The following is a 21,557-nucleotide window of genomic DNA, read 5'->3' on the forward strand; positions in this document are numbered from 1 at the left end:
GCGAGGACCGCCGACGGGTAGCGATTGTCTGAGGTAAGACGCGCGCCGTTTCCGATCCCCCCGAGCGGCAGAACGTCAGGCTGGATGCAGCAGGCTTGCCAGTTGTCCGTGGTCGATCGACACGCCCGGCGCCCACTCGCGCACGCTGAAGTGGTCGCCGCGGACGTCCAGCACGCCGATGTCGGTGATGACGGTGCTGATGCAGCCTTCTGCGGTGAGGGGGAGACTGCAGCGGCGGACCAGTTTCAGGCTGCCGTCGCGGGCGCGGTGGGTCATTACTACGATGACCTTCCTGGCACCGTTGGCCAAATCCATCGCCCCCCCAATGCCTTTGACAACCGATCCGCCGTCGGACCAGTTGGCCAGATCGCCGGTGACCGAGACCTGCATCGCGCCCAGCACGGCGACATCGATATGGCCGCCGCGGATCATCCCGAAGGAGTCCGCGGAGTCGAAGAACGACGAGCCGGCGATGGTCGTCACTGTCTCCTTACCCGCATTGATGAGGTCGGGATCCACCTGTCCGGGGGCCGGGTAGCCGCCCAATCCCATGATCCCGTTCTCCGAATGCAGCATGATCGGTCGATCACGCAGATGATTGGCAATCAGAGTGGGGATGCCAATGCCCAGATTGACATGCTCCCCGTCACGCAGTTCTGCAGCTGCTCGGGCGGCGATCTGCTCTCGCGACCAACTCACGCCACACCGCTCTTCACGACCGCCCGGGAAACCGGTGGGCACACTGTGCGCAGACGTTCGATCGGCTTGTGCATCTCGCCTTTCAGTTCCACGACACCGGAGACGAACACCCCCGGCAAGTGAATATCGTCGGCGGCGATCAGGCCCGCGTCCACGACGTGCACGACCTCGGCGACGGCGACGCGAGCTGCCATGGCGCACAGCGGGTTGAAGTTGCGCGCCGAGGCGTGAAACCGGAGATTGCCCAACGTGTCCGCGATCTCGGCGCGGATCAGCGCGATGTCGGCGGTGAGACTGTGCTCGAGCAGGCACGGGCGCCCGTCGACGGTGGCGACCTGACGTGCAGCCGAATACTCGGCCACGTCCCCCTCGCGGGTGTATCGCACCGGAATCCCACCGTTGGCTACCGCGGTGCCGACCCCGGTTGGGGTGTAGAACGCGGGAATCCCCGCCCCGCCGGCACGTAGCTTCTCGGCGAGGGTGCCCTGGGGGACAAGGTCCACGCGCAACGATCCCTGCAGGTACTGCGTCAGGAACACCGGGTTGTCCCCGATATACGATGCGGTCACTCGGGCGACACGCCTGGCGCGCAGCAACGCGGTGACGGCGGAATTGGCAGGACCGCAGTTGTTGGTGATGATGTGCAGATCGGTAGCCCCCGAGTCGAGCAGCGCCTCGAGCAGTGCTGCAGGCATGCCGCACAATCCGAACCCGCCGACAGCGATGGTTTGCCCGTCGGTGACCGCGGCCACCGCGGTTTCGGGTGTGTCGAGAACCTTATTCATCCTGATCTCCTCTGGTGGTGATGATGTTCCATATGCCGGGGTTGGTGCCGTGGTCCTCGTCCTCGACGACGGTGCTGAACTGGTCGATGGCGAACTGCCGGAATGTCTGTGCAGGCTCGGCCAGATCGACACCCGCGCGCCAGGCCAACCCGATCTCTCGGTAGGCGCCGGTGTCGGTGAGCGGCACCTCGATCAGGCCTGCAACCGGTGCCGGGGCGGCGGGAACGATGGCGACCCCGAGTCCGGCTGCGACCAATCCCCGCAGGGTGCTGACGCCGGCTGCCTCGAACGCGACTCGCGGTTCGAATCCGGCTGCGTGGCAAAGTTCGTCGGCCATGTGACGCATGTAGTTGCCCGACTTCAGGGTCACGAAGTCGTCGCTGGCCGCCGCGGCCAACGGCGTGTCGGCTTCACTGGCGAGGTAGTGCTGCCCCGGGACCGCCAGCACCAGTCGCTGCACGCCGAGCCGGGCGACCCCGATATCGGGCCGTGTCGGCAGCGGCGATGTCACGCACAGCTCGACCTGGCCTTCCTGCAACAGGCGCAACAGTTGATCGGCACTGTCTTGCATCAGCGAGAAATTGATGTCTGGCGATTGCTCGTTGAACCGGCGCAACAATGAAGGTACGGCTTGCTCTCCCAGAGTGTGCAGAAAGCCCAGTGTGACCTGTCGACGAGCCGCGCCGACCTGCAACTCGTCGATGGCGGCCACCAAGATCGCCAGTGCCTGCCGCACGGGTTCCACCAGCTTCTCGCCCTCCGTCGTGAGTGTGATGCCGCTGGGCACGCGGGCGCACAACCGGGTCTCGAGGACATTTTCGAACCGGGCCAGGTGCCGGGTAAGCGTTGGCTGCGGCACACCCAGTGCCGTAGCGGCCTTGGTTATCTGCCCTTCCTGGGCGACCGCGGCAAATTGCACCAACATCGGACACAACGTATTCAGAACGTCATGCGAAAATGATTTATTCGGCTCATTCATTTCCGTATATCCTCAATTCAAAATTGACTTTTCTCCAAGTGTCGAATCATCGTTGACCCCTGTTTCGAACACCTGCTAACGTCGAATTTAGAGCACCGACGTGCGACAGGGCAATACCTCCTCGCCGAGCAATTACTGCCGACCCGCATCCGACGGGCTCCGATTTCGAATAATCAACAGAGGCAGCCGAATGCGGCTTGCCGGAGGCCATTCAATTCCAAGAATTGATGGTTCATGCGAAGGGAAAAGGGATGATAACCGAAGAAATAGCCGCCGACGCGCTGGATATGTTCGAGACATTTGTCAGCGCGGGGTGGACCGACGGTCTGCCCGTCATTCCGCCGACCGCACGCCGGGTCGCGGAATTCGTCGAACGCGCCGGGCGCGGCGCCGATGAGGTCGTCGCCGAGGTCGCTCCTCTCGGCGGCGCGGCGACGACCGAAAAGATTGCTGCCAACGCCATCATGGCAGGGTGCGCGCCGGACCACATGCCGGTGTTGATTGCCGCCCTGCAGGCCGCCACCGATCCGGCGATGAACATCGGCGGCATGCAGTGCTCGACGCACATGGCATCGCCGTTGCTGATCGTGCACGGGCCGATTCGCGACGAGCTGGGTATCAACTCCGGTGCCAACAGCTTCGGGCAGGGTGTGCGGGCCAACGCGACCCTGGGGCGCGCCCTGAAACTCGCGCTGGTCAATATCGGCGGATCGCACCCCGGCGAGGCGGACAAGGCCACCCTGGGCCAGCCCGGCAAGTTCACGTTCTGCATCGGCGAGAACGAGGAGGACTCGCCCTGGCCGGCGCTGCACGTCGACCGGGGGTTGTCCAAGACCGACAGCGCGGTCACTCTCTACGGTGCCGAGGGCCCGCAGAACATCAACAACCAGGCCGCCGACAACCCATTCGACATCCTCACCACTGTCGCGGGCATGATGACGAACCTCGGGTCGAATCACCTCTTCATCCAGGGTGAGAGCTTCGTGGTGCTGTGCCCCGAGCACGCCCAGATCATTGCCGACGCCGGTTGGACGAAGGCCGACATCAAGCACTTCCTATTCCAGAACGCCACACGCAGCGTTCGCGAGATCGGCGCCGGCGGTATCCACGGCCGCAAGGTGCGCAACTACCCGACCTGGCCGCGCTTCGTCGATGCCGACGATCTCGACGCCCGCGTTCCGGTCACCCGCCGCGTCGATGACATCACCATCATCGTCACCGGCGGCCCCGGCCGACACTCGGCATACCTGCCCGGCTGGGGCACCCGGTCGGTTACCCGCAAGATCGAAGCATGAAAGGTCAGCAGCACATGTCTATTACGATCGATGACAACAAAAAAGACTGGGCAACAAAGTATTTGGTCGAGAAGCTCGGCCTGGTCGATCCGACGGTGAACGCCGCCGACGCTGCCAGGTCCAAGCCCAACGGTGCTGCCGCACCGCGCCTGGCCGCGCTGACCGGCGCTCGCGGCGTGCTGTTGGACAACACCAAGGGCAACGCCGGACCGCTACTGCGCCACGTGGGCGATCTGCTCGAAACGAAGTACGGTGTCCGGCCGCTGACGATGGAGCGCAAGATCGTCTATTCCCGCCCGGCCGACCCAGCACAGCTCGACGAGCTCGCCCGTGACTACGAGTTCGTCGTGACCGGTGTCGGTGCGTGCGGCTCGTGCACCTCCGGCTGTGTGCGCGACGCTGTCGACCTCGAGGCCCGCGGCATTCCGACCGTCGCGATCCACACGACGGTCTTCATGAATTCTGCGATCGCCCACCGTGGTGCGTTCGGTCGTCCCGACCTGCAGTTCGTGCCGGTTGAGCACCCCATCGCCGCGGTCAGCGACGCCGAGCTCGAGCGGCGCGCCATCGCGCTGGTGGACGATGTCGCGACGATTCTGATTGGGCGCAAGGCATGAGCAGCATTCGCGAAGACGTTGAAAATGCCCTCGGTGGGCTGCGGCAGGGTTTCCAGGCCGACGGTGCGGACCTGACCGTCGAAGAGGCGACGGAGTCCCAGGTGACGCTGCGGCTGGTGGGCAGCGACGAGACCTGCTGGGAATGCATCGTGGCCCCCGCCCAGCTGCGTGACGTGGTGGGTTCGGTGCTGCACGACAGCATCGGCTCGCAACCCTCGGTCGAGGTGATCGACCCACGCAGCGACCAATGAGCGATCGGTGGCCGGGATTCCGCGAGAGCCTGTCCGAGCAAGCACGGGTCCGCCCCCCGCGACCCGTCGCGCAGGCATCTCACCCGGCCACCGACGCCCTGACCCTCACCCCTGCATCGAAACGACCCGACCGGGAAACCGATGACACCGACCGCTCGTTGGCGATGTCGCAGACGGCCGATGGGTCCTCGAGCATGGCGGCCGTCGCCGTGGGGTGGGCGAAGTCCACTGACGGGTTCGCGGATTCCAGCGCCCGCACCATCCTCGGCGCCAATGGCATCACCCTCGAGTGTCCGGTGATGCGGCACATGACCACTCTCGAATCCGTCCTCACCTACGAAGGCACCGGCGAGATCCACACCCTCATCGTCGGTCAGGCCATTACCGGTCTGCCCGCGTTTCACCGACATCGGAGCATCCATGGATTCCCCACGCAACGTCATCATCATCGGCGGCGGCCCGGCCGGGTACACCGCCGCCATCTACACCGGCCGCGCCGACCTGAACCCCCTGGTCGTCGAGGGCACCCAGTACGGCGGCGCACTCATGCAGACCACCGAGGTCGAGAACTTTCCCGGATTCGTCGAAGGAATCCAGGGCCCCGAACTCATGGACACCCTGCGCAAACAGGCCGCACGCTACGGAGCGGACCTACTCACCACCGACGTCTCCGCTGTCGACCTGACCGGTGACATCAAGACAGTCACCATCGGCGACAACACCTTCGAAGCACGGACGGTGATCCTGGCAATGGGGTCGGCCTACCGCAACCTAGGCCTGCCCAACGAACAACGCCTGTCCGGACACGGCGTCTCCTGGTGTGCGACCTGTGACGGGTTCTTCTTCCGCGACCAGCACATCGCGATTGTCGGCGGCGGCGACTCCGCCCTCGAGGAAGCGATGTTCCTGACCCGCTTCGCTTCCAGTGTCACCGTGGTGCACCGGCGCGACACACTGAGGGCATCGAAGATCATGCAGGAACGCGCGTTCGCGAACCCCAAGATCCGGTTCCTCTGGAACAGCGTCCCCGAAGACGTTGTCGGCGATCAAGAAGTGACCGGCCTGCTCGTGCGCGACACCGGTACCGGCGAACAGTCGACGGTACCGGTCACGGGTGTGTTCATCGCGATCGGTCACGACCCACGACACGAACTCGTGCACGGTCAGATCCCACTCGACGACGAAGGCTACGTCTTGACCGAAGGCCGCTCCTCACGCACCACGGTGAGCGGAGTGTTCGCATGCGGCGACCTCGTCGACCACACATACCGGCAAGCCATCACCGCCGCCGGCAGCGGCTGTACCGCCGCACTCGACGTCGAACGCTACCTCGCCGACACTGCCGCAGGTGGCGCCGTCGCTGACCAGCAGCGCCCACCAAACCCGAATCAACCGATTCCGGTCCGACCACACAGGCAAGGGAACTGAACATGTCCGATCACGCACTCACTGTCACCGATGATTCCTTCGACGAACTCGTTCTGAAGAGCGCCCGGCCGATCCTCGTCGACTTCTGGGCACCATGGTGCGGGCCGTGCAAGAAACTGTCGCCGATCCTCGACGAAATCGCGGCAGAGAGCAGCGGCACAATCGCAATCGCGAAGCTGGACGTCGACGCAAACCCGAACTCCGCCAAAAGCTACCGCGTCATGTCCCTTCCGACCATGGTCGTCTTCCGCGACGGCGAAGTCGTCGGCAGAATTACGGGCGCCAAGGACAAGGCCACATTGCTGAAAGACATCGGCGCCGCCCTTTCCGTGAACGAAGACACCGCCAACTCGATGTGAGGGTGCCTTCTCGACCTCGCCGTGTCTCCCCGAACCGCCCGGTCCCAGGAGTACCTGCGTCCGAGTGGTGAATAGCATTCCCGCACAGAGTGTTCCCGAAAAGGGACCGCAGCCCTGTTCCGCCCCTTCGCATCAACACTCTGACGCGCGATGCCGCTGGTGGATCAATTCTGCCCGATGTATCGGACGGTTGCTTCTCCGCACGCTCGAGCCATTTATTCATGAATGCCGACATTCAATTTCGAATACCTGTTCAAGGGTTATTTTCGAAGCCCGCCAGAGGTAATGTGGTCCCTGTCACTGCAGCAGGTGGTGCTCCCGTTCCGGAAGTTACCACCCAATTGTGAACCGCCGGGTCTATTTCCGAAGTCGCAATTGGCAGGACGCCCACAATACCTGGTTTTCCTTCAACGCGAATTCCCATGTGGACCCGCGCGTCGCAGCTGAACCCGAGTCCAGCTTTGCCTGCGAGTTCTTGCAGAGCAACGAAAGAAAGGGCATCGATGTCCACCTCCACGCCTCCACCGGCGGCCTTGGCGCCGCCCACTACTGTCCGTCGACGTCGGTACTACGCCCAGCTGTGGTTCTGGGTTCTGGTCGCCTTGGTCGCCGGTATCATCGTCGGACTCGTCGCTCCGGGATTCGGGGAGAATCTCCGCTTTCTGGCGGACAGCTTCATCCAGCTCATCAAGGTGGTCGCGCCGCCTATCGTATTTTGCACCATCGTGATTGGAGTGGCCTCGATCGGCAACATGCTCAAGGCTGGAAGGCTCGCTGCAACCGCTCTCGGCTACTTCCTGGCCATGACGATCGTCGCGCTCTCGCTGGGGCTTGTCGTGGTCAACGTCATTCGTCCCGGCGCCGACTTCCCCACGCAGGTAGCTGATCCCAGCGCACTCCAGACTGCCCACATGGATGTCACCGAAGCGACCGGGAAGACCGGAATTCTCGGCTTCATTCAGGACGAGCTACTGCCGAAGAGTCTTTTCGGTCCATTCGTAGAAAATGACATGCTTCGTGTGATCGTGTTGGCAATCTTGTTCGCCCTCGCCGCATCGATGCTTGCTACTCCGCTACGCATGCGGGTCGTAGCCGCAGTCGAACTGATGTCGAAGGTTGTTTTCGGAGTTATCCGAATACTGATGCTGCTGGCGCCGATTGCGGCATTCGGCGGGATGGCCTATACCGTGTCTCAATTCGGGGGTAAGACGCTGGCCAACCTAGGTCTGCTGATGGTCGCCTTCTGGCTGACATGCTTCTTTTTCGTCTTTGTCGTACTTGGTGCGGTCTGCGCGTGGAGTGGATTCAGCATCTTCAAGTTTCTTCGCATGATCAAGGATGAGCTGCTCATTATCGTCGGAACATCGACATCCGAGACTGTCCTGCCGCGCCTCTTGGGGAAGCTCGAGGCGGCGGGTGCAAGTCGGTCGGTTGTCAGCATGGTTCTGCCGACAGGTTACGCGTTCAATCTGGACGGCAGCTGCATCTACTTGACGATGGGAGCGCTCTTCATCGCGCAGGCCGGCGGTGTGGATCTTCCCATCGGAGCGCAACTCGCCCTTGTGGCGCTGATGATCCTCACGTCGAAGGGCGCGGCCGGGGTGACCGGCGCAGGCCTTGTCACGCTCGCCGCGTCCCTCCAGGCATTCGGTCCGGACTTCTTTCCTCCGTCAGTACTCACCATCGGCCTCGCTCTGCTCGTCGGCATCGATCGGATCATGAGTGAGGGGCGCTCGTTGACCAATGCGATAGGCAATGCGGTCGCGGTGATGGTCATTGCGCGCTGGCTGGGCGAGCGTGACGAGACACGCTTCCGTGCGGCGCTCAAAGACCCCGAACTCGTGCGAGACCAGATCGAGCAGGAGCCGGATACGGTCCCACTCCCGGCCAGTACATACGAAATGCCCGAGGCGGTCCGGCCCCACGGTCGGATGGCAGCCCGAGGTGACGACGAGTCGCCGACGTGTGAGTATGCGCCGGCGAGCACGTCCACGATGGAGCCGCGGGCTTGACGTCCGGTCATGAGAGGACTCACGATGCCGGCGCGTATTCGAAAACTCTAGCGGCCGCCACGATTATGTAATATGGAGTTCGGAGCCCGGTACTCGAACACCAGCAGTGAGGACGGTCATGGGCGTGCATGCCAACACCAGAGCCATCGAGAAGGACATCGTCACCGACTTCAGCGAGCGGATGAGCTATGGCTCGTACCTGGACCTCGACACGCTGCTGAGTGCGCAGAAACCGGTGAGCCGGCCGGAGCATCACGACGAACTGCTGTTCATCATCCAGCACCAGACCACCGAACTCTGGCTGAAGCTCGTCCTGCACGAAACACTCGCGGCCCGGGCCGCTTTCGACGAGGACGAGATCGGCCGGGCGCTCAAGTGCGTGGCGCGCGTGAAGCACATCCAGAAGACGCTGACCGAACAGTGGTCGGTCCTGGCCACCCTGACCCCCACCGAGTACTCGGAGTTCCGCCAGTTCCTCGGTAATTCGTCCGGGTTCCAGTCCTACCAGTACCGCGCCGTCGAGTTCGTGCTCGGCAACAAGAACGCCGGAATGCTGACGGTGTTCGAATCCGATCCCGCCGCCCATGATCTGCTCGAGCGGCTCCTCGCCGAGCCGAGTCTGTACGACGCGTTCTGGCGGTGCCTGTCGCGGCTCGGGTACGACGTGCCTGCCTCCGCGCTCGACCGCGACGTGACCACCGCCTACACGCTGAACGAGGACCTGCTGCCCCTGATCAAGTTCGTCTACGAGAACCACGACGAGCACTGGGCGGTCTACGAAGCCTTCGAGGAGTTCGTCGACCTCGAGGAGAACTTTCAGCTGTGGCGCTTCCGCCACATGCGCACGGTGCTGCGGACCATCGGCATGAAGTCCGGTACGGGCGGATCCAGTGGGGTCGGATTCCTGCAGAAGGCGCTTGACCTGACGTTCTTCCCGGAACTGCTGGCCGTGCGCACCGAGATCGGACGATGATGACCACGTCGACCGATGTGCCGGCCGCCCGCGCCGCCCAACTCGACGCCGCGGACCCGCTGCGCGCGTATCGCGACCTGTTCATCGGCTCCGACGACCCGTCGGTGCCCGCCTACCTCGACGGAAACTCACTCGGACGGCCCACCAAAGCGAGCGCCGAGCGGATCAGCGCGTTCGTCACCGAGTCGTGGGGCGGGCGGCTCATCCGCGGGTGGGACGAGGAGTGGTACGACCTGCCGATCACGATCGGCGACACCCTCGCGAGGGTCGTGCTCGGCGCGGCCGCCGGGCAGGCCACCATCGGTGACTCGACGACGGTCCTGCTGTACAAGCTGGCACGCGGTGCGCTCGCATTGCGCCCGAACCGTACCGAGATCGTGGTGGATCGCGACAACTTTCCGACGGACCGGTACGTGCTCGAGGGTATCGCCGGGGAACTCGGGCTCACGCTTCGATGGATCGATTCGGACACCCGGGGCGGGGTCACCGTCGACGACCTGAAGTCCGTGGTCTCCGAACACACCGCGCTCGTCGTGCTCAGCCACGTCGCCTACCGCTCGGGCTACCTGGTGGACGCCGCCGGCGCCGCCCGCGTGACGCACGACGCCGGTGCGCTCCTGCTGCTCGACCTGTGTCACTCCGTCGGCTCGGTTCCCCTCGAACTCGACGCGTGGGGTGTCGATCTGGCGGTCGGGTGCACGTACAAGTATCTGAACGGCGGTCCGGGCTCACCGGCGTTCGCCTACGTTCGGGCCGATCATCAGCAGCATTTCGTGCAGCCGATCTGGGGCTGGATGGGCCGCGACAACCCGTTCGCGATGGCACAGGGCTACCAACCGGCGCCCGGCATCCGGCGCGTGATCAGCGGAACGCCGTCGGTCCTCGGCATGATCGCGCTGCAGGACACCCTCGAACTCCTCGACGAGGTCGGCATGGATGCGGTGCGGGCCAAGTCGATCGCGCTCACCGAGTACGCGCTCGACCTCGTGCGCGAGGTGCTGATTCCCTTAGGTGTGGAGATCGGATCGCCGGAGGATTCGGCCGAGCGGGGTGGTCACGTCATCATCGACCACCCGCGGTTCGAGACCGTCGTCGAGCGACTGTGGACGAAGGGCGTCATCCCCGACTTCCGGGCGCCGCAGGGACTGCGGCTCGGCCTGAGCCCGCTGAGTACGAGCTTCGGTGAGGTGTGCGCCGGGATACTCGCGATCCGTGATGAACTCACCGACTGAGCCGGCGAGCGCGATCCTCGACGACTTCGATTCGAGGCCCGGCAGCGCGACGTCGCTGATCCGGACCGTCCTCGGTGCGTACGTGCGCGACGTCGGCGGGTGGGTGGCGATCGCCGACTTCGTGGAATTGATGCACGCCGTCGGCATCCCGCCAGAATCGACGCGCATCGCCGTGGCCCGCCTCAAGAAGAAGGGGGTGCTGCGGCCGCTGACCCGCGACGGTCGGAGCGGGTACGAGGTGACCGAGCAGGCCGAGGCGATGTTCACGCGCGGCGATCCGCGGATCTTCGGCTTCCGTCAGATGGCGGACACCGATCCCTGGCGGTTGATCTCGTTCACCATCCCCGAATCGCAACGGGCGGTGCGGCACCAGTTGCGCCGACGGCTCGGCTGGATCGGCTGTGGAACCGTGTCGCCCGGCTTGTGGATCGCCCCCGAGTATCTCGCCCGCGAGGTCGACGACATCGTCGACGCGCTGGGGCTGTCCGAGTACGTGACGACCTTTGTGTCCACGGCGGTGTTCGTGCCCGATTCGATGGGGGACGCGGCGACGCGGTGGTGGGACCTCGATGGCATCGCCGCGCGGCACCGCGACTTCCTCGACCGCCACCGGGTCGCTCTGTCTGCTGCAGAGGAGGTCTCGCCACGAGAAGCGTTCGTCCGTTTCGTCCCGCTGCTCGACGAATGGCGGATCATCCCGTACATCGACCCAGGCCTGCCGGAAGGCATGCTGCCGGCGGAGTGGCCGGGCGCCGACAGCGTCCGGCTGTTCGCGTCGGCGCGGGACCGCTACCTGACCGGGAGCCGCGACTGGGTGCGGAGCGTGCAGTCGCGGCTCCCGGTGTGAGGTGCTATCCGAGGAATTCCTCGCCGATGTTCTTGGCCCACTCCTCGGCCTGATCCTTGGGGCGGATCGAGCTGGACCCGTCGTGCCTGCCGTGTTCGCCGACCTGGACCGCGCCGAGGGAGACGAGCTTCTCGGCGATGATCTCGCCGCCGCGGTTGTAGGTTTCCTCGTACACCTTGTCGCCGAGGCCGAACAGCGCGAACTGCATCCCGGTGAGGTCGGGTTCGTCCTCCTCGAGGCCCTCGAAGAAGGGTTCCGCGCCGGTGGGCAGCTCGCCCTCACCGTAGGTGGAGCACACGATGACGTGGAAGTTCTCGGGGTCGAGATCGCCCGCGTCGAATTCCATCATGTCGTACAGGGACGTGTCGCCGTAGTCGCCGAGCACGTCGGCGATGTTGTCGGCCACCAGTTCGGAGGTTCCGCCCTCGCTGCCGTACAGAATCACCACTGCCATTGTTCTTGCTCCTCGTGAGTTGCTGCCGACGTGATCAGTACACGTCGCGCAGGTAGCGCTTTTCCTTCTTGAGCTTGGTCACGTAGTCGGCGGCCTGCTCGGTGGAAAGGGTGCCATGAGTGGCGATGACTTGGTGCAGGGCCCGGTCGACGTCCTTCGCCATGCGGGTGGCGTCACCGCAGACGTAGAAGTGGCCGCCGTCCTCGAGCCAGGCGAACAACTCCGCGCCGTTCTCGACCATCCGGTTCTGTACGTAGATCTTCTCCGCCTGGTCGCGGGAGAAGGCGAGGTCGAGGCGGGTGAGGAGACCGCTGTCGCTCATCGCGCCGATCTCGTCCTCGTAGATGTAGTCCGACGCGCGGTGCTGGTCGCCGAAGAACAGCCAGTTGCGTCCGGACGCGCCCCGCGCCTGCCGTTCCTGCAGGAACGCGCGGAACGGTGCGATGCCGGTGCCGGGGCCGACCATGATCATCGGTGCGTCGTCGTTCGCGGGGACGCGGAACGACTTGTTCTTCGACACGAAGATCCCGCCGCTGCCGCCGTCGGCGATCCGATCGGCGAGGAACGTGGAGCACACGCCGCCGCGGTCGCGTCCGGCCGAGCTGTGCCGGACGCTGGCGACGGTCAGGTGCACGCTGCCGGGGTTGGCGAGCGGGCTGGACGAGATGGAATACGCCCTGTGCTGCAACGGCTTCAGCAGCCCGACGAACTCGTCCGCGGTCAGGGTCACCGACGGCTCGAGGAGCAGCAGGTCGAGCACGTCCTTGCCCCACAGCCAGGCGTCGAGGGCTTCCTTGTCGCCGTGCCGCAGCACGTGACTCAGTTCCTCGTCGCCCGCCCGCTTCTCGATCTCGTCGATGAATTCGTGGCTCGGCGTGGAGATCTCGTACGCGTGCAGGAGGAGGTCGCTGAACGGCCGCTCCTGTCCGGTGACGGCGGCATCCGCCGGGATGCCCAGCCGGGACACCAGGGCGTCGACGAGGGCGGGATCGTTGATCGGCATCACCCCGAGCGCGTCACCGGCCTCGTACTCGAGACCACTGTCGGCGAGCGCGAACTCGTAGTGCCGGATCTCCTTCGCGGACGTGTCGCTCGACAGCCGCCGGTTCACGGACAGCGTGGACCCGTAGGGGTTCTTGCGGTTCCACTGCGACCGCTTGCGGGCCGGCTTCGTCTCGGGCTCGGCGACATCGGCGACGGGGGACTCGCCGCGAATGCCCTCGACGGCCGCGAACAGCGGGAGGGTGTCGGCGACCCACGCGGCCGCGGTGTCCTCGTAGTCGACGTCGCAGTCGACGCGCGGAGTGACGCGGCGGGCACCGAGCTGTTCGAGCCTGGTGTCGATCATCTTGCCGGCCTGGCAGTACCCGTCGTACCCGGTGTCGCCGAGCGCGAGCACGGCGAAGTCGGTGTTCTCCAGCCGTGGCGCGGTCTCCGCGGACAGCGCCTGCCAGAACAGTTCGGCGTTGTCCGGCATCTCACCCTCACCGTAGGTGGAGGTGACGACGAGGACGCGTTGCATGGCGGCGAGGGCGTCCGTGTCGACGTCGTCGAGGGCGCTCACCACCGGCGCGAAGCCCTGCGAACGTGCCGCGGCCGCAGCGTCTTCCGCGACACCCTCGGCGTTCCCGGTCTGGCTTCCGTACAGCACGTGCATGGCGGGCAACTGCCCACCGCCCGCCGCGGTGGGCGCGTCGGCGCCACCGACGACCAGACGCGAGCTCATACCGGCGAGGAAGCCGGTGAGCCACACGCGCTGGTCCTCGCTGAACGGGGCGTCCTGGGGGATGTAGGGCAGTTTCATGAGGGGACCACGTCTCTCGTGGGGATCAGATCGGGGAGAGCGTGCTGCGCGAACAGCTCCTCGAAACCGGGCAGCCGGCCGATCTTGTCGACGTTCTTGGCGTCCTGGTGCAGGATCCAGCCGTACGTGCCGGGGGCGTCGATGGACCGCACGTTGCGGCGGCGCAGCGCATCCTTGTAGTCGGCGAGACGCTTGGCCGCCACCATCACGGCCAGGTCCTCGTCGCTGTAGTCCTTCAACGCTTCCCGCGCGTACCGCTGCAACCGCTGCATGAGGAAGAAGTCCTCGGTGAGCAGCAGGTTGCGGACGGCCTTGTCGACCGCCGGATCGGACGGATCCGCGACACCCGGCAGCTTGGACAGCGCCATCTCCTGCGCCGCGTTGAGCACGGTGTAGTTGTTCAGCAGGGCGAACATGGCCTCGGTGTCGGCCTCGCCGTAGCCGGGCACGGCGCCGTCGAGCACCGCGTTCCCGTCCCGGTAGTCCAGCTTGAACTTGCGCACCTGGTGCGCGACCAGCGCGGCGGCGAGTTCGTCGGCCAGGTCCTTGCGGGGCTTGGCCTTCAGGATCTCGTCGCTGTCCTGGTACTGCAGCAGCGCACGCGGCATGCCGTACACGAAGTGGTGCTGTTCGGTCTCCCAGTTCTCGAGCAACCATGCCGCCTTGGCGGAGCCGGTGGCCTCGAGGTGCCACCCGAGCAGCACGTGCACGGCCTGACGGTGCAGAGCCGCGTGCTCGTCGTCGCCGGTGATGGCGCCGAGCAGGATCGAGTCGGCGCTGGCCTTGCCGGGCAGCTTGCCCTCGGGGTCGTACTGGTAGACGAAGCCGCCGCTCATGCCGTTGCCGACGCCCTTGCCGAAGCCGCCGAGGTTGAGGACGGCACCGTTGGTCATGTACTCGCAGGCGAAGTCGCCGACACCCTCGACCACCGCGGTGGCACCCGAATTGCGCACGGCGAAGCGGTCACCGGCCTGGCCTTCGACGAACGTGCGCCCACCGGTGGCGCCGAACAGCGCGAAGTTGCCGATCAGCACGTTGCCGCCGTGAAGGTCGGAGCCGCCACCGGGCGAGCGCACGACGATGCTGCCGCCGTTGGCGCCCTTGCCGACGCCGTCGTTCGCGGTGCCGGTGTGGACGAGGGTCATGCCGTCGTTGCAGAACGCACCGTACGACAGGCCCGCGGACCCGGACGTGGCGATCCGGACGCTGCCCTCGCGCAGGTAGCCGCGGCCGCGCTCGTCGCGGAGCACGGCGGGCAGCTCGACATCGGTGAGCTCGTGGTTCAGCATCCGCTCGATGTCGACCGCCAGCTGGGCGCCGACGCTCTTGTTGCGGTTGCTCAGGTGTACCCCGTCGCCGAGCTGGACCGTGGTCTCGCCCTGCTCGACCAGCGCGGCACGCAGCTGCACGAGCCAGCCGTCGTCGAGGGTGTAGTCCTTCTCCAGGTACACCGGATCGCCGATGGTCACTTCCTCGACCACGGCGAGCATCGCGCGCAGGTCGAGCTGGCCGACGCTCGACGGGTGGTCGAGGAGCTGCAGCAGATCCGACCGGCCCCGGGCCTCGCGCAGCGAGGACATCCCCAGCTCGGCCAGCACCTCGCGGGTCTCGTGCGCGATGTTCAGCAGGTACTGCGCCATCGCCCGCGGATCACCGTCGAACAGTTCGGGATTGGTGGTCAGACCGGCGGGGCACTTGATGTTGCAGTTCTTGGCCATGACGCACTTGAGCATCATCAGCGCGGTGGTGCCGAACTCGAAACTGTCGGCGCCGAGCAGCGCCGACTTCACCACGTCGCTCGCCGTCTGGTGCGCGCCGGAACACCGGAGCAGCACCTTCTGCCGCAACCCGTTGGCGCACAACGCCTGATGGACCTCGGCGACGCCGATCTCCGCCGAACGTCCGGCGTACTTGAGGCTCGTCACCGCGGCGGCACCGGTGCCGCCGGTGTTGCCCGCGACGTTGATGACGTCGGCGCCGGCCTTCGCGACACCGACCGCGATGGTGCCGATGCCCTCCGAGGACACGAGCTTGACGATGACGCGGACCCGCGCCGCCTTGCAGTCGTGGATCAGCTGCGCGAGGTCCTCGATGGAATACGTGTCGTGATGCGGTGGGGGAGAGACGAGTTCGACGCCGGGGGTGCCGCCGCGAGCGGCCGCGATCTCGACGGTCACCTTGGGTGCGGGCAGCTGCCCGCCCTCGCCGGGCTTGGCGCCCTGCGCGATCTTGATCTCGAGTTCCTCGAGCATCGGGTCGGCGAGGTAGCCGGCCCACACACCGAAGCGGCCGGACGCGAACTGCTTGATCTTGGAACCGCGGATGGTGCCGTAGCGGGAGATGTGCTCGCCGCCCTCACCGCTGTTCGACATGCCGCCGGCCATGTTGGTGCCGTGCGCGACGGCCTCGTGCGCGTTGGAGTTCAACGCACCGTGGCTCATCGCCCCGGACGTGAGGAACGGGGTGATGTCGCTGGCCTTCTGCACCTGCTCGATCGGCAGGCTCGCCGGAGCGGTGCGCAGCAGCGACAGACATCGCAGTGCCTCACCGGACGTGCGCACGACAAGAGCGTCGCCGTCCACGCCGTGCTCGCGGAGGTCGTCGCCGAACCGCATCGCCAGCGATTCGCCGAGCGCTGCCAGCACCCGGGCCTCGCCCGCGTGGGGACCGGTGAGCCGGAGCCGGAACCGGTCCTCGCCGATGGCCTCGGATTCGAGTCCGCGCACGGCGAAGCTGTTGTTGCCCTTGCGGGAGAAGCGGCCCATCTGCTTGCGGAACTCGGCTGCCGTGGTGAGGAACGTGACGTCGGCAGGCAGATCCAGCACGTCGCGCAGCGCTGCGGGGCGACGGGTGCGCTCCTCGGCCATCGTCCGCGCGAACGCGCGGTAGCCGGGGGTGATCTCGAAGCGGTCGATCGCCTCGGGTGTCAGCTTCTGGAAGCCGGCGTTGCGGTAGGCGTCGTCGTCGAGACCGAACGCGTCCTCGAGCCGGTTCAGCGGCAGCAGTCGCAGCGACTCCGTGTGGTCCTGCGTGCCCGCAGTGTCGAACGAGATGGGCTCCTCGGTGAGGTCGACGAAGCCGCGCACGGCCGCCGTGCCGTACGAGTGACCGGCGCCCTCCGCGCGCTCCTTGAACAGGCCGAGCAGCGGAACGTCCTTCTCCCCGGTGACGGTCAGGGCGCGCTGATGCCAGTCGGCGACGGCCTGCGCGATGACGGCGAACCCGACACCACCCACCGGCGTCTTCACGTTCGCGAAGTAGCGGCGCAGAACCCGGTCGTCGGTGTCGAGGTAGTTGGGTTCGAAGAACTCGCCGCCGATGTAGCTCTCGGCGGTACACAGGCCGACCCGGCCCATCGTCTTCATCAGCGACTTCTCGGCGGCCTTCGCGAACCGCTTGAACGCCACATCCGCCTCGTCGGCGAACTTCTCCTCGGCGCGCAGACGGACGGCGAGCGGGTAGATCGCGGCGGCGCCGAAACCGAGGGCGGCAGCCACGTGGTGCGACGACGAGATCTGACCGCTCTCGGCGACGACGGACACCCGCAGGCGCAGGCCCTCCTCGATCAGCCGCTGGTTGACAGCGGAGATCGCCACGATCATCGGCAGCGCGGCGCGGTCGGTGGCCACGTGACGGTCGGTGAGGATCGCGATGCCGCCCTGTTCGCGGGCGAACGCCTCCACCTCGTCGCACAGCCCGTCCACCGCTGCCTCGAGCGCGGCCGCGTTGGCGGCGGAGTCACCGTGGACGGGGGTGTACAGCATCGGGAAACGCTGCACCGGCGTCTCGGACTGCTTGCGGATCCGCAGCATGTCCATGTGGGTGAGGATCGGCGACGGCACCACGATCTGCGGCGCCGACTGCGCCCCACTGTTCGGCTTGGCGCCCAGCGCGACGCGCAGCGTCATGCCGTCGGCCTCACGGATGCTGTCGAGCGACGGGTTGGTGACCTGGGCGAAACGCTGCGAGAAGTACTTGGCCACCCCGCCTTCCTGATCGGAGAGCGCGTTGATGGCGTTGCCGTAGCCCATCGCGGAGATCTTCTCCTGACCCGACGCGAGCATCGGGTCCATCATGAACTTGAAGCTTTCCTGGTTGTGCGAGTACGCGACGTAGCGCTGGGTGCGCTCGAGGTCGCCGTTGTACCGCAACGGTCCCGGCTCGGCCTCGACCTCGGGTAGCGCCTCGATGGTCCGCCGGGCCTCCGCGACGAGCGTCGGGTAGTCGTTCCGGGAGGCGAGCAGCTCGAGTGCCTCGTCGGTGGAGTACGAGCGGCCCTCGCGGTGGTCGAAGTACAGCATGCCGCCGGCCTCGATGCGTCCGCGGTGCAGGACGGTCGCGGGGTCGAAGTCGATCTGCCCGGCCTCCGACGTGACGCACAGGTACTCGTCCGTCTCCACCGAGCGCAGCGGACGCAGTCCGAGCCGGTCGAGGCGGGCGCCGACGACGGTGCCGTCGCCGAAGATCAGCGCGGCCGGGCCGTCGTTCTTCTCCTCGTACAGCGAGAAGTACTCGAGCATCGCCCGGACCTCGGGCGACAGGGCGGAGTCGTTCTCCCACGCCGGCGGCATCATCGACACCACCGCGGTCACCAGGTCGAGACCGTCCTCCACGACCCGGCTCTGCAGCGTCTGGTCGAGGCGGCAACTGTCGGACTGGCCGTGCGGGCGGACGATCTCCCGGTTACGGGCACGGGCGAGCGCCGTCTCGGACAGGCGGTTCTTCTTGTCCGTGTTGAGCTCACCGTTGTGCGCCATCAGACGGAACGGCTGCGCCATCGTCGGATGCGGATCGGTGTTCGTCGAGAACCGGGTGTGGAAATACAGGGTGTGGACGGCGTGGGCCGGGTCCACCAGGTCGCGGAAGTAGGGCATCACCTCGTTCGAGTTGAGGCGGCCCTTGAGCACCTGGGTGCGGGCGCTGAGCGACAGCGGGTACAGCCCGGCCAGATCGGGCCGGGTGTACGCGACGGCCTCGATCGCGAGCAGGGCCTCGTGGATGCGACGGTCGAACTCGGTCGCGTCGGCGCACGCGTCGGGCGCGGTGAACACCCACTGCCGGATCGGCAGCTGGTGCCGGATGGCGGCGGGCCGGAGCACGGTCGCGTCGACGGGCACGTCACGTTCGAGCAGCACCCGGAAACCCTGGTCGGCGAGAGCCCGCTCGATGACGGCCTCCGCGTCGCCGTGGAACGCCACGTCGGTGGGGAGGAAGAAGTTGCCGACACCGAAGCGGCCGGCCTCGAGATCGTCCTGACCGGTCAGGGCACGGAAGAACGGCACCGACAGGTCGACGCAGACACCGGCGCCGTCGCCGACACCCTCGGCCGACATGCCACCGCGGTGAGGAACAGCACACAGGGCCTCATGGCCCCGGGTGAGGACGTCATGGGTCTGAATGCCGTCCTTGCGGGTGATGAAGCCCACGCCGCAGCTGCTCTTGTCGAGCGTCCTGTCGTACAGGCCGGACTCGGTGGCACTCGTGTTCAACCGACTGTCTCCTCGCGATACTCGCCGAATGTGGGGCCGTGCTGGGCGCACGGGTGGCGTCGGCGAGAGGATCACGGCAGAGAACCGGCCCCGAACCGATACGCCGGTGAGGCAGACGTCGTTGTCTGAGGTGCGGAACCTTCGCAGGTCCGCGCGAAATCGCAGATTAGCCGAGGCTAAGTCTTTACTGCAAGCTGCTCGATTCGCAGCCGACGAGCGGTAGCAAATCCGCGCCGGGCGTGCAGGCGAACGCCGAGTTGCGAACATCACACCTGGCCAGGCCGCTGGTGCGGGTATGCAGATGCACGGGCATTGGTCAGATGCCGACGCTGATGCGGGGTGCGGACGACTTTTCGGTGGGCGTCTGCGGGGCGGATCTCAGTCGGTGAGATCGATGCGGACGGTCAGCAGGTCGGTGCCGACGGCCCGGACGGCGAGGCTGTTCATCCGGGGAAGCTCCGCCAGCCGGGCGCGGGCGTCGTCGTCGGGGAGCAGCGTGGCGGTTCCCGCGTGCCACCTGCCGTGGATCCGCAGGCGAACGGCGTTGTTCGCACGGATGTTGCGGATGTAGTTCGACCGCTCACCGAACTCGGACACCAGCCAGAACTCGGTGCCCGTTCGCCGGCCCCCGATGGGTGTGACGCGGGGCTGTCCGCTCACGCGGCCGGTGGTCTCGAGGAGCGTCTGGCTCGACAGTCGCCGGGAGAGCGGGTTGGCGACGTGCCGCTGGAATTGCATGACGATCCGTCGTTTGATCGCGTCGATGTCGGCCATGACGAGAGCCTTCCACGCGGGGAAGGCTCTCGTCGAGCATTTCGCTACGCCGCTGCGACCGCCTCGTCGTCCTCGAACGGGTCGCCGGTCCGCTCGGCGTTGTAGCGGGACTCGTCGAGGATGCCTTCCCGCTTCGCGACGATCGTCGGGACGAGGGCCTGGCCGGTGACGTTGACCGCGGTGCGGCCCATGTCGACGATCGGTTCGACGGCGAGTAGCAGGCCCACACCGGCGAGGGGCAGTCCCAGCGTCGACAACGTGAGCGTCAGCATGACGGTGGCGCCGGTGGTGCCCGCGGTGGCCGCGGATCCGATCACGGAGACCACGATGATCAGCAGGTAGTCGGTGAACGACAAAGGCACACCGTAGAACTCGGCGACGAAGATCGCGGCGATCGCGGGATAGATGGCAGCGCAGCCGTCCATCTTGGTGGTCGACCCGAGCGGCACCGCGAACGACGCGTACTCGCGGGGGACACCGAGATTGCGTTCGGTGACCCGCTCGGTGAGGGGCAGGGTGCCGATCGACGAACGGGAGACGAAGCCGAGCTGCGTGGCAGGCCAGACGCCGGAGTAGAAGGCGCGCACCGACAGTCCGTGCGCGCGGATCAGGACGGGGTAGACGACGAGGAACACGATGGCCAGGCCGATGTAGACGGCGGCGGTGAACCAGCCGAGCGAGCCGATGGCGTCCCAGCCGTAGGTGGCGACGGCGTTCGCGATCAGCGCGGCGGTCCCGATCGGTGCGAGGCGGATGATCCACCACAGCACCTTCTGCACGATCGCGAGGAGTGACGCGTTGAACTGCAGGAACGGTTCGGCCTTGGCGCCGACCTTCAGTGCGGCGATGCCGATCGCGGCCGCGACGACGAGCAACTGCAGCACGTTGAAACTCAGCGACGTGCTGGCGGCGCCCTCGGTGAGGGTGGTCTTCGCGTTCAGGCCGAGGAAGTTGCTGGGCACGAGGCCCGTGACGAACGCCCACCACGAGCCGGTGGTGGCCGGTTCCTTGCCGGCGCCGGTGACGGTCGTGTGGGATCCGGGCTGGGTGACGAGTCCGATGACGATCCCGATGACGACGGCGATGAACGCGGTGATCGCGAACCACAGCAGTGTCTGGACCGCGAGGCGCGCGGCGTTCGCCACCTCGCGCAGGTTGGCGATCGAACTGACGATGGCCGTGAACACCAGCGGGATCACCGCGACGGTAAGGAGTTTCACGTAACTGGAGCCGATGGTGTGGACGGTTCCGACGAGCCAGTTCTCGTTGCCGTCGGCGGCGACGGGCATGGCGCGGGCGACGAGTCCGAGGATGACGCCGACGACGAGCCCGGTGACGATCTGGGGGCCGAAGGATGTGGCCCACTGGGGTAGACGGCGTCGAGAGGTGGTCTCGGCGCGCGTGGACAGCGCGGGACTGGGCATGGGTGTGCCTTTCGCATGGGGCCGTGGAACGTCGCCCGGTGGGGCGGATACGGCGAGAGAGAGTCCTGAGTGGAGAGGTGCGTCAGCGCGAGCGCGGACAGATTGCGCTCGCCTGCAGGCGGAGGTCGACGTAGC

General features: G+C 66.4%; 17 protein-coding genes and 1 pseudogene. 10 read left to right on the forward strand and 8 right to left on the reverse strand.

Annotation, left to right across the window (positions count from 1 at the left end):
• Positions 1-75: 75 nt before the first annotated feature.
• The 3 genes from WKC72_RS14040 to WKC72_RS14050 are packed head-to-tail and all read right to left on the reverse strand — an operon-like array spanning position 76 to position 2,463.
• Entirely contained in the window at positions 76-699 is a 624-nt protein-coding gene (locus tag WKC72_RS14040; protein WP_128641664.1) for a 3-oxoacid CoA-transferase subunit B, read from the reverse strand.
• Positions 696-1,484 (reverse strand): CoA transferase subunit A, encoded by a 789-nt coding sequence (locus WKC72_RS14045; RefSeq protein WP_037226769.1) that lies wholly within the window; start codon positions 1,482-1,484, stop codon positions 696-698. Before WKC72_RS14045 ends, WKC72_RS14040 begins: the two co-directional genes overlap by 4 nt.
• Positions 1,477-2,463: a LysR family transcriptional regulator gene (locus tag WKC72_RS14050; RefSeq protein WP_370182991.1), complete on the reverse strand. Its 987-nt coding sequence runs from the start codon at positions 2,461-2,463 to the stop codon at positions 1,477-1,479. The genes WKC72_RS14045 and WKC72_RS14050 overlap by 8 nt, the downstream gene beginning before the upstream one ends.
• Positions 2,464-2,690: 227 nt before the next feature.
• On the opposite strand from WKC72_RS14050, the gene WKC72_RS14055 reads away from it, so the two are divergent.
• From WKC72_RS14055 to WKC72_RS14100, 10 genes and pseudogenes are all read left to right on the forward strand, one after another.
• A complete protein-coding gene (locus tag WKC72_RS14055; protein WP_370182993.1) occupies positions 2,691-3,758 on the forward strand; it encodes a hypothetical protein in 1,068 nt (355 codons plus the stop codon).
• Positions 3,755-4,375, forward strand: coding sequence for a hypothetical protein (locus WKC72_RS14060; RefSeq protein ID WP_370182994.1), 621 nt, complete (start codon positions 3,755-3,757; stop codon positions 4,373-4,375). Before WKC72_RS14055 ends, WKC72_RS14060 begins: the two co-directional genes overlap by 4 nt.
• Complete coding sequence (locus WKC72_RS14065) at positions 4,372-4,626, forward strand: NifU family protein (protein ID WP_128641666.1); 255 nt, start codon at positions 4,372-4,374, stop codon at positions 4,624-4,626. The genes WKC72_RS14060 and WKC72_RS14065 overlap by 4 nt, the downstream gene beginning before the upstream one ends.
• Before the next feature lie 248 nt (positions 4,627-4,874).
• A pseudogene (locus WKC72_RS14070) lies at positions 4,875-5,027 on the forward strand (acyl-CoA dehydrogenase family protein); the annotation flags it as partial.
• 19 nt (positions 5,028-5,046) lie between these two features.
• Positions 5,047-6,054 carry a thioredoxin-disulfide reductase gene (gene trxB / locus WKC72_RS14075; protein WP_128641668.1) on the forward strand — a complete coding sequence of 336 codons (1,008 nt, stop codon included), beginning with the start codon at positions 5,047-5,049 and terminating at the stop codon, positions 6,052-6,054.
• A gap of 2 nt (positions 6,055-6,056) precedes the next feature.
• Entirely contained in the window at positions 6,057-6,413 is a 357-nt protein-coding gene (gene trxA / locus WKC72_RS14080) for a thioredoxin (RefSeq protein ID WP_037226774.1), read from the forward strand.
• 503 nt (positions 6,414-6,916) lie between these two features.
• Entirely contained in the window at positions 6,917-8,425 is a 1,509-nt protein-coding gene (locus WKC72_RS14085; RefSeq protein ID WP_370182997.1) for a cation:dicarboxylate symporter family transporter, read from the forward strand.
• A 118-nt stretch (positions 8,426-8,543) separates the two neighbouring features.
• Positions 8,544-9,398 (forward strand): tryptophan 2,3-dioxygenase, encoded by an 855-nt coding sequence (locus WKC72_RS14090; protein WP_037226776.1) that lies wholly within the window; start codon positions 8,544-8,546, stop codon positions 9,396-9,398.
• On the forward strand, positions 9,395-10,630 hold the full coding sequence (locus WKC72_RS14095; protein ID WP_370182999.1) for a kynureninase: 1,236 nt from the start codon (positions 9,395-9,397) through the stop codon (positions 10,628-10,630). Before WKC72_RS14090 ends, WKC72_RS14095 begins: the two co-directional genes overlap by 4 nt.
• Entirely contained in the window at positions 10,614-11,477 is an 864-nt protein-coding gene (locus WKC72_RS14100; protein WP_370183000.1) for a PaaX family transcriptional regulator C-terminal domain-containing protein, read from the forward strand. Before WKC72_RS14095 ends, WKC72_RS14100 begins: the two co-directional genes overlap by 17 nt.
• A gap of 4 nt (positions 11,478-11,481) precedes the next feature.
• Here WKC72_RS14100 and WKC72_RS14105 read toward each other — a convergent pair whose 3' ends face one another.
• The 5 genes from WKC72_RS14105 to WKC72_RS14125 form a co-directional block, all read right to left on the reverse strand.
• The gene (locus WKC72_RS14105; protein WP_005253993.1) at positions 11,482-11,931 is read right to left on the reverse strand and encodes a flavodoxin domain-containing protein; all 450 of its coding nucleotides are present in this window, start codon (positions 11,929-11,931) and stop codon (positions 11,482-11,484) included.
• Positions 11,932-11,965: 34 nt separating this feature from the next.
• Positions 11,966-13,735: a sulfite reductase subunit alpha gene (locus tag WKC72_RS14110; protein ID WP_370183002.1), complete on the reverse strand. Its 1,770-nt coding sequence runs from the start codon at positions 13,733-13,735 to the stop codon at positions 11,966-11,968.
• Positions 13,732-19,224, reverse strand: coding sequence for a glutamate synthase-related protein (locus WKC72_RS14115; RefSeq protein WP_370183004.1), 5,493 nt, complete (start codon positions 19,222-19,224; stop codon positions 13,732-13,734). The genes WKC72_RS14110 and WKC72_RS14115 overlap by 4 nt, the downstream gene beginning before the upstream one ends.
• A 378-nt stretch (positions 19,225-19,602) precedes the next feature.
• Positions 19,603-19,998, reverse strand: a complete 396-nt coding sequence (locus WKC72_RS14120) for a nitroreductase/quinone reductase family protein (RefSeq protein WP_037226781.1) — start codon at positions 19,996-19,998, stop codon at positions 19,603-19,605.
• Between the two features lie 44 nt (positions 19,999-20,042).
• Positions 20,043-21,422: a dicarboxylate/amino acid:cation symporter gene (locus WKC72_RS14125; RefSeq protein ID WP_370183007.1), complete on the reverse strand. Its 1,380-nt coding sequence runs from the start codon at positions 21,420-21,422 to the stop codon at positions 20,043-20,045.
• Positions 21,423-21,557 lie beyond the last annotated feature (135 nt).

The sequence above is a fragment of the Rhodococcus wratislaviensis genome (assembly GCF_041228765.1).
In the GTDB taxonomy this organism is placed as follows: Bacteria; Actinomycetota; Actinomycetes; order Mycobacteriales; family Mycobacteriaceae; genus Rhodococcus_F; species Rhodococcus_F wratislaviensis.

Bases quoted from the DNA above. Each gene is read 5' to 3' on its own strand.
- WKC72_RS14045 (WP_037226769.1), bottom strand. From the start codon at position 1,484: ATGAATAAGGTTCTCGACACACCCGAAACCGCGGTGGCCGCGGTCACC.
- WKC72_RS14050 (WP_370182991.1), bottom strand. From the start codon at position 2,463: ATGAATGAGCCGAATAAATCATTTTCGCATGACGTTCTGAATACGTTG.
- WKC72_RS14055 (WP_370182993.1), top strand. From the start codon at position 2,691: ATGGTTCATGCGAAGGGAAAAGGGATGATAACCGAAGAAATAGCCGCC.
- WKC72_RS14060 (WP_370182994.1), top strand. From the start codon at position 3,755: ATGAAAGGTCAGCAGCACATGTCTATTACGATCGATGACAACAAAAAA.
- WKC72_RS14065 (WP_128641666.1), top strand. From the start codon at position 4,372: ATGAGCAGCATTCGCGAAGACGTTGAAAATGCCCTCGGTGGGCTGCGG.
- trxB (WP_128641668.1), top strand. From the start codon at position 5,047: ATGGATTCCCCACGCAACGTCATCATCATCGGCGGCGGCCCGGCCGGG.
- trxA (WP_037226774.1), top strand. From the start codon at position 6,057: ATGTCCGATCACGCACTCACTGTCACCGATGATTCCTTCGACGAACTC.
- WKC72_RS14085 (WP_370182997.1), top strand. From the start codon at position 6,917: ATGTCCACCTCCACGCCTCCACCGGCGGCCTTGGCGCCGCCCACTACT.
- WKC72_RS14090 (WP_037226776.1), top strand. From the start codon at position 8,544: ATGGGCGTGCATGCCAACACCAGAGCCATCGAGAAGGACATCGTCACC.
- WKC72_RS14095 (WP_370182999.1), top strand. From the start codon at position 9,395: ATGATGACCACGTCGACCGATGTGCCGGCCGCCCGCGCCGCCCAACTC.
- WKC72_RS14100 (WP_370183000.1), top strand. From the start codon at position 10,614: ATGAACTCACCGACTGAGCCGGCGAGCGCGATCCTCGACGACTTCGAT.
- WKC72_RS14105 (WP_005253993.1), bottom strand. From the start codon at position 11,931: ATGGCAGTGGTGATTCTGTACGGCAGCGAGGGCGGAACCTCCGAACTG.
- WKC72_RS14110 (WP_370183002.1), bottom strand. From the start codon at position 13,735: ATGAAACTGCCCTACATCCCCCAGGACGCCCCGTTCAGCGAGGACCAG.
- WKC72_RS14120 (WP_037226781.1), bottom strand. From the start codon at position 19,998: ATGGCCGACATCGACGCGATCAAACGACGGATCGTCATGCAATTCCAG.
- WKC72_RS14125 (WP_370183007.1), bottom strand. From the start codon at position 21,422: ATGCCCAGTCCCGCGCTGTCCACGCGCGCCGAGACCACCTCTCGACGC.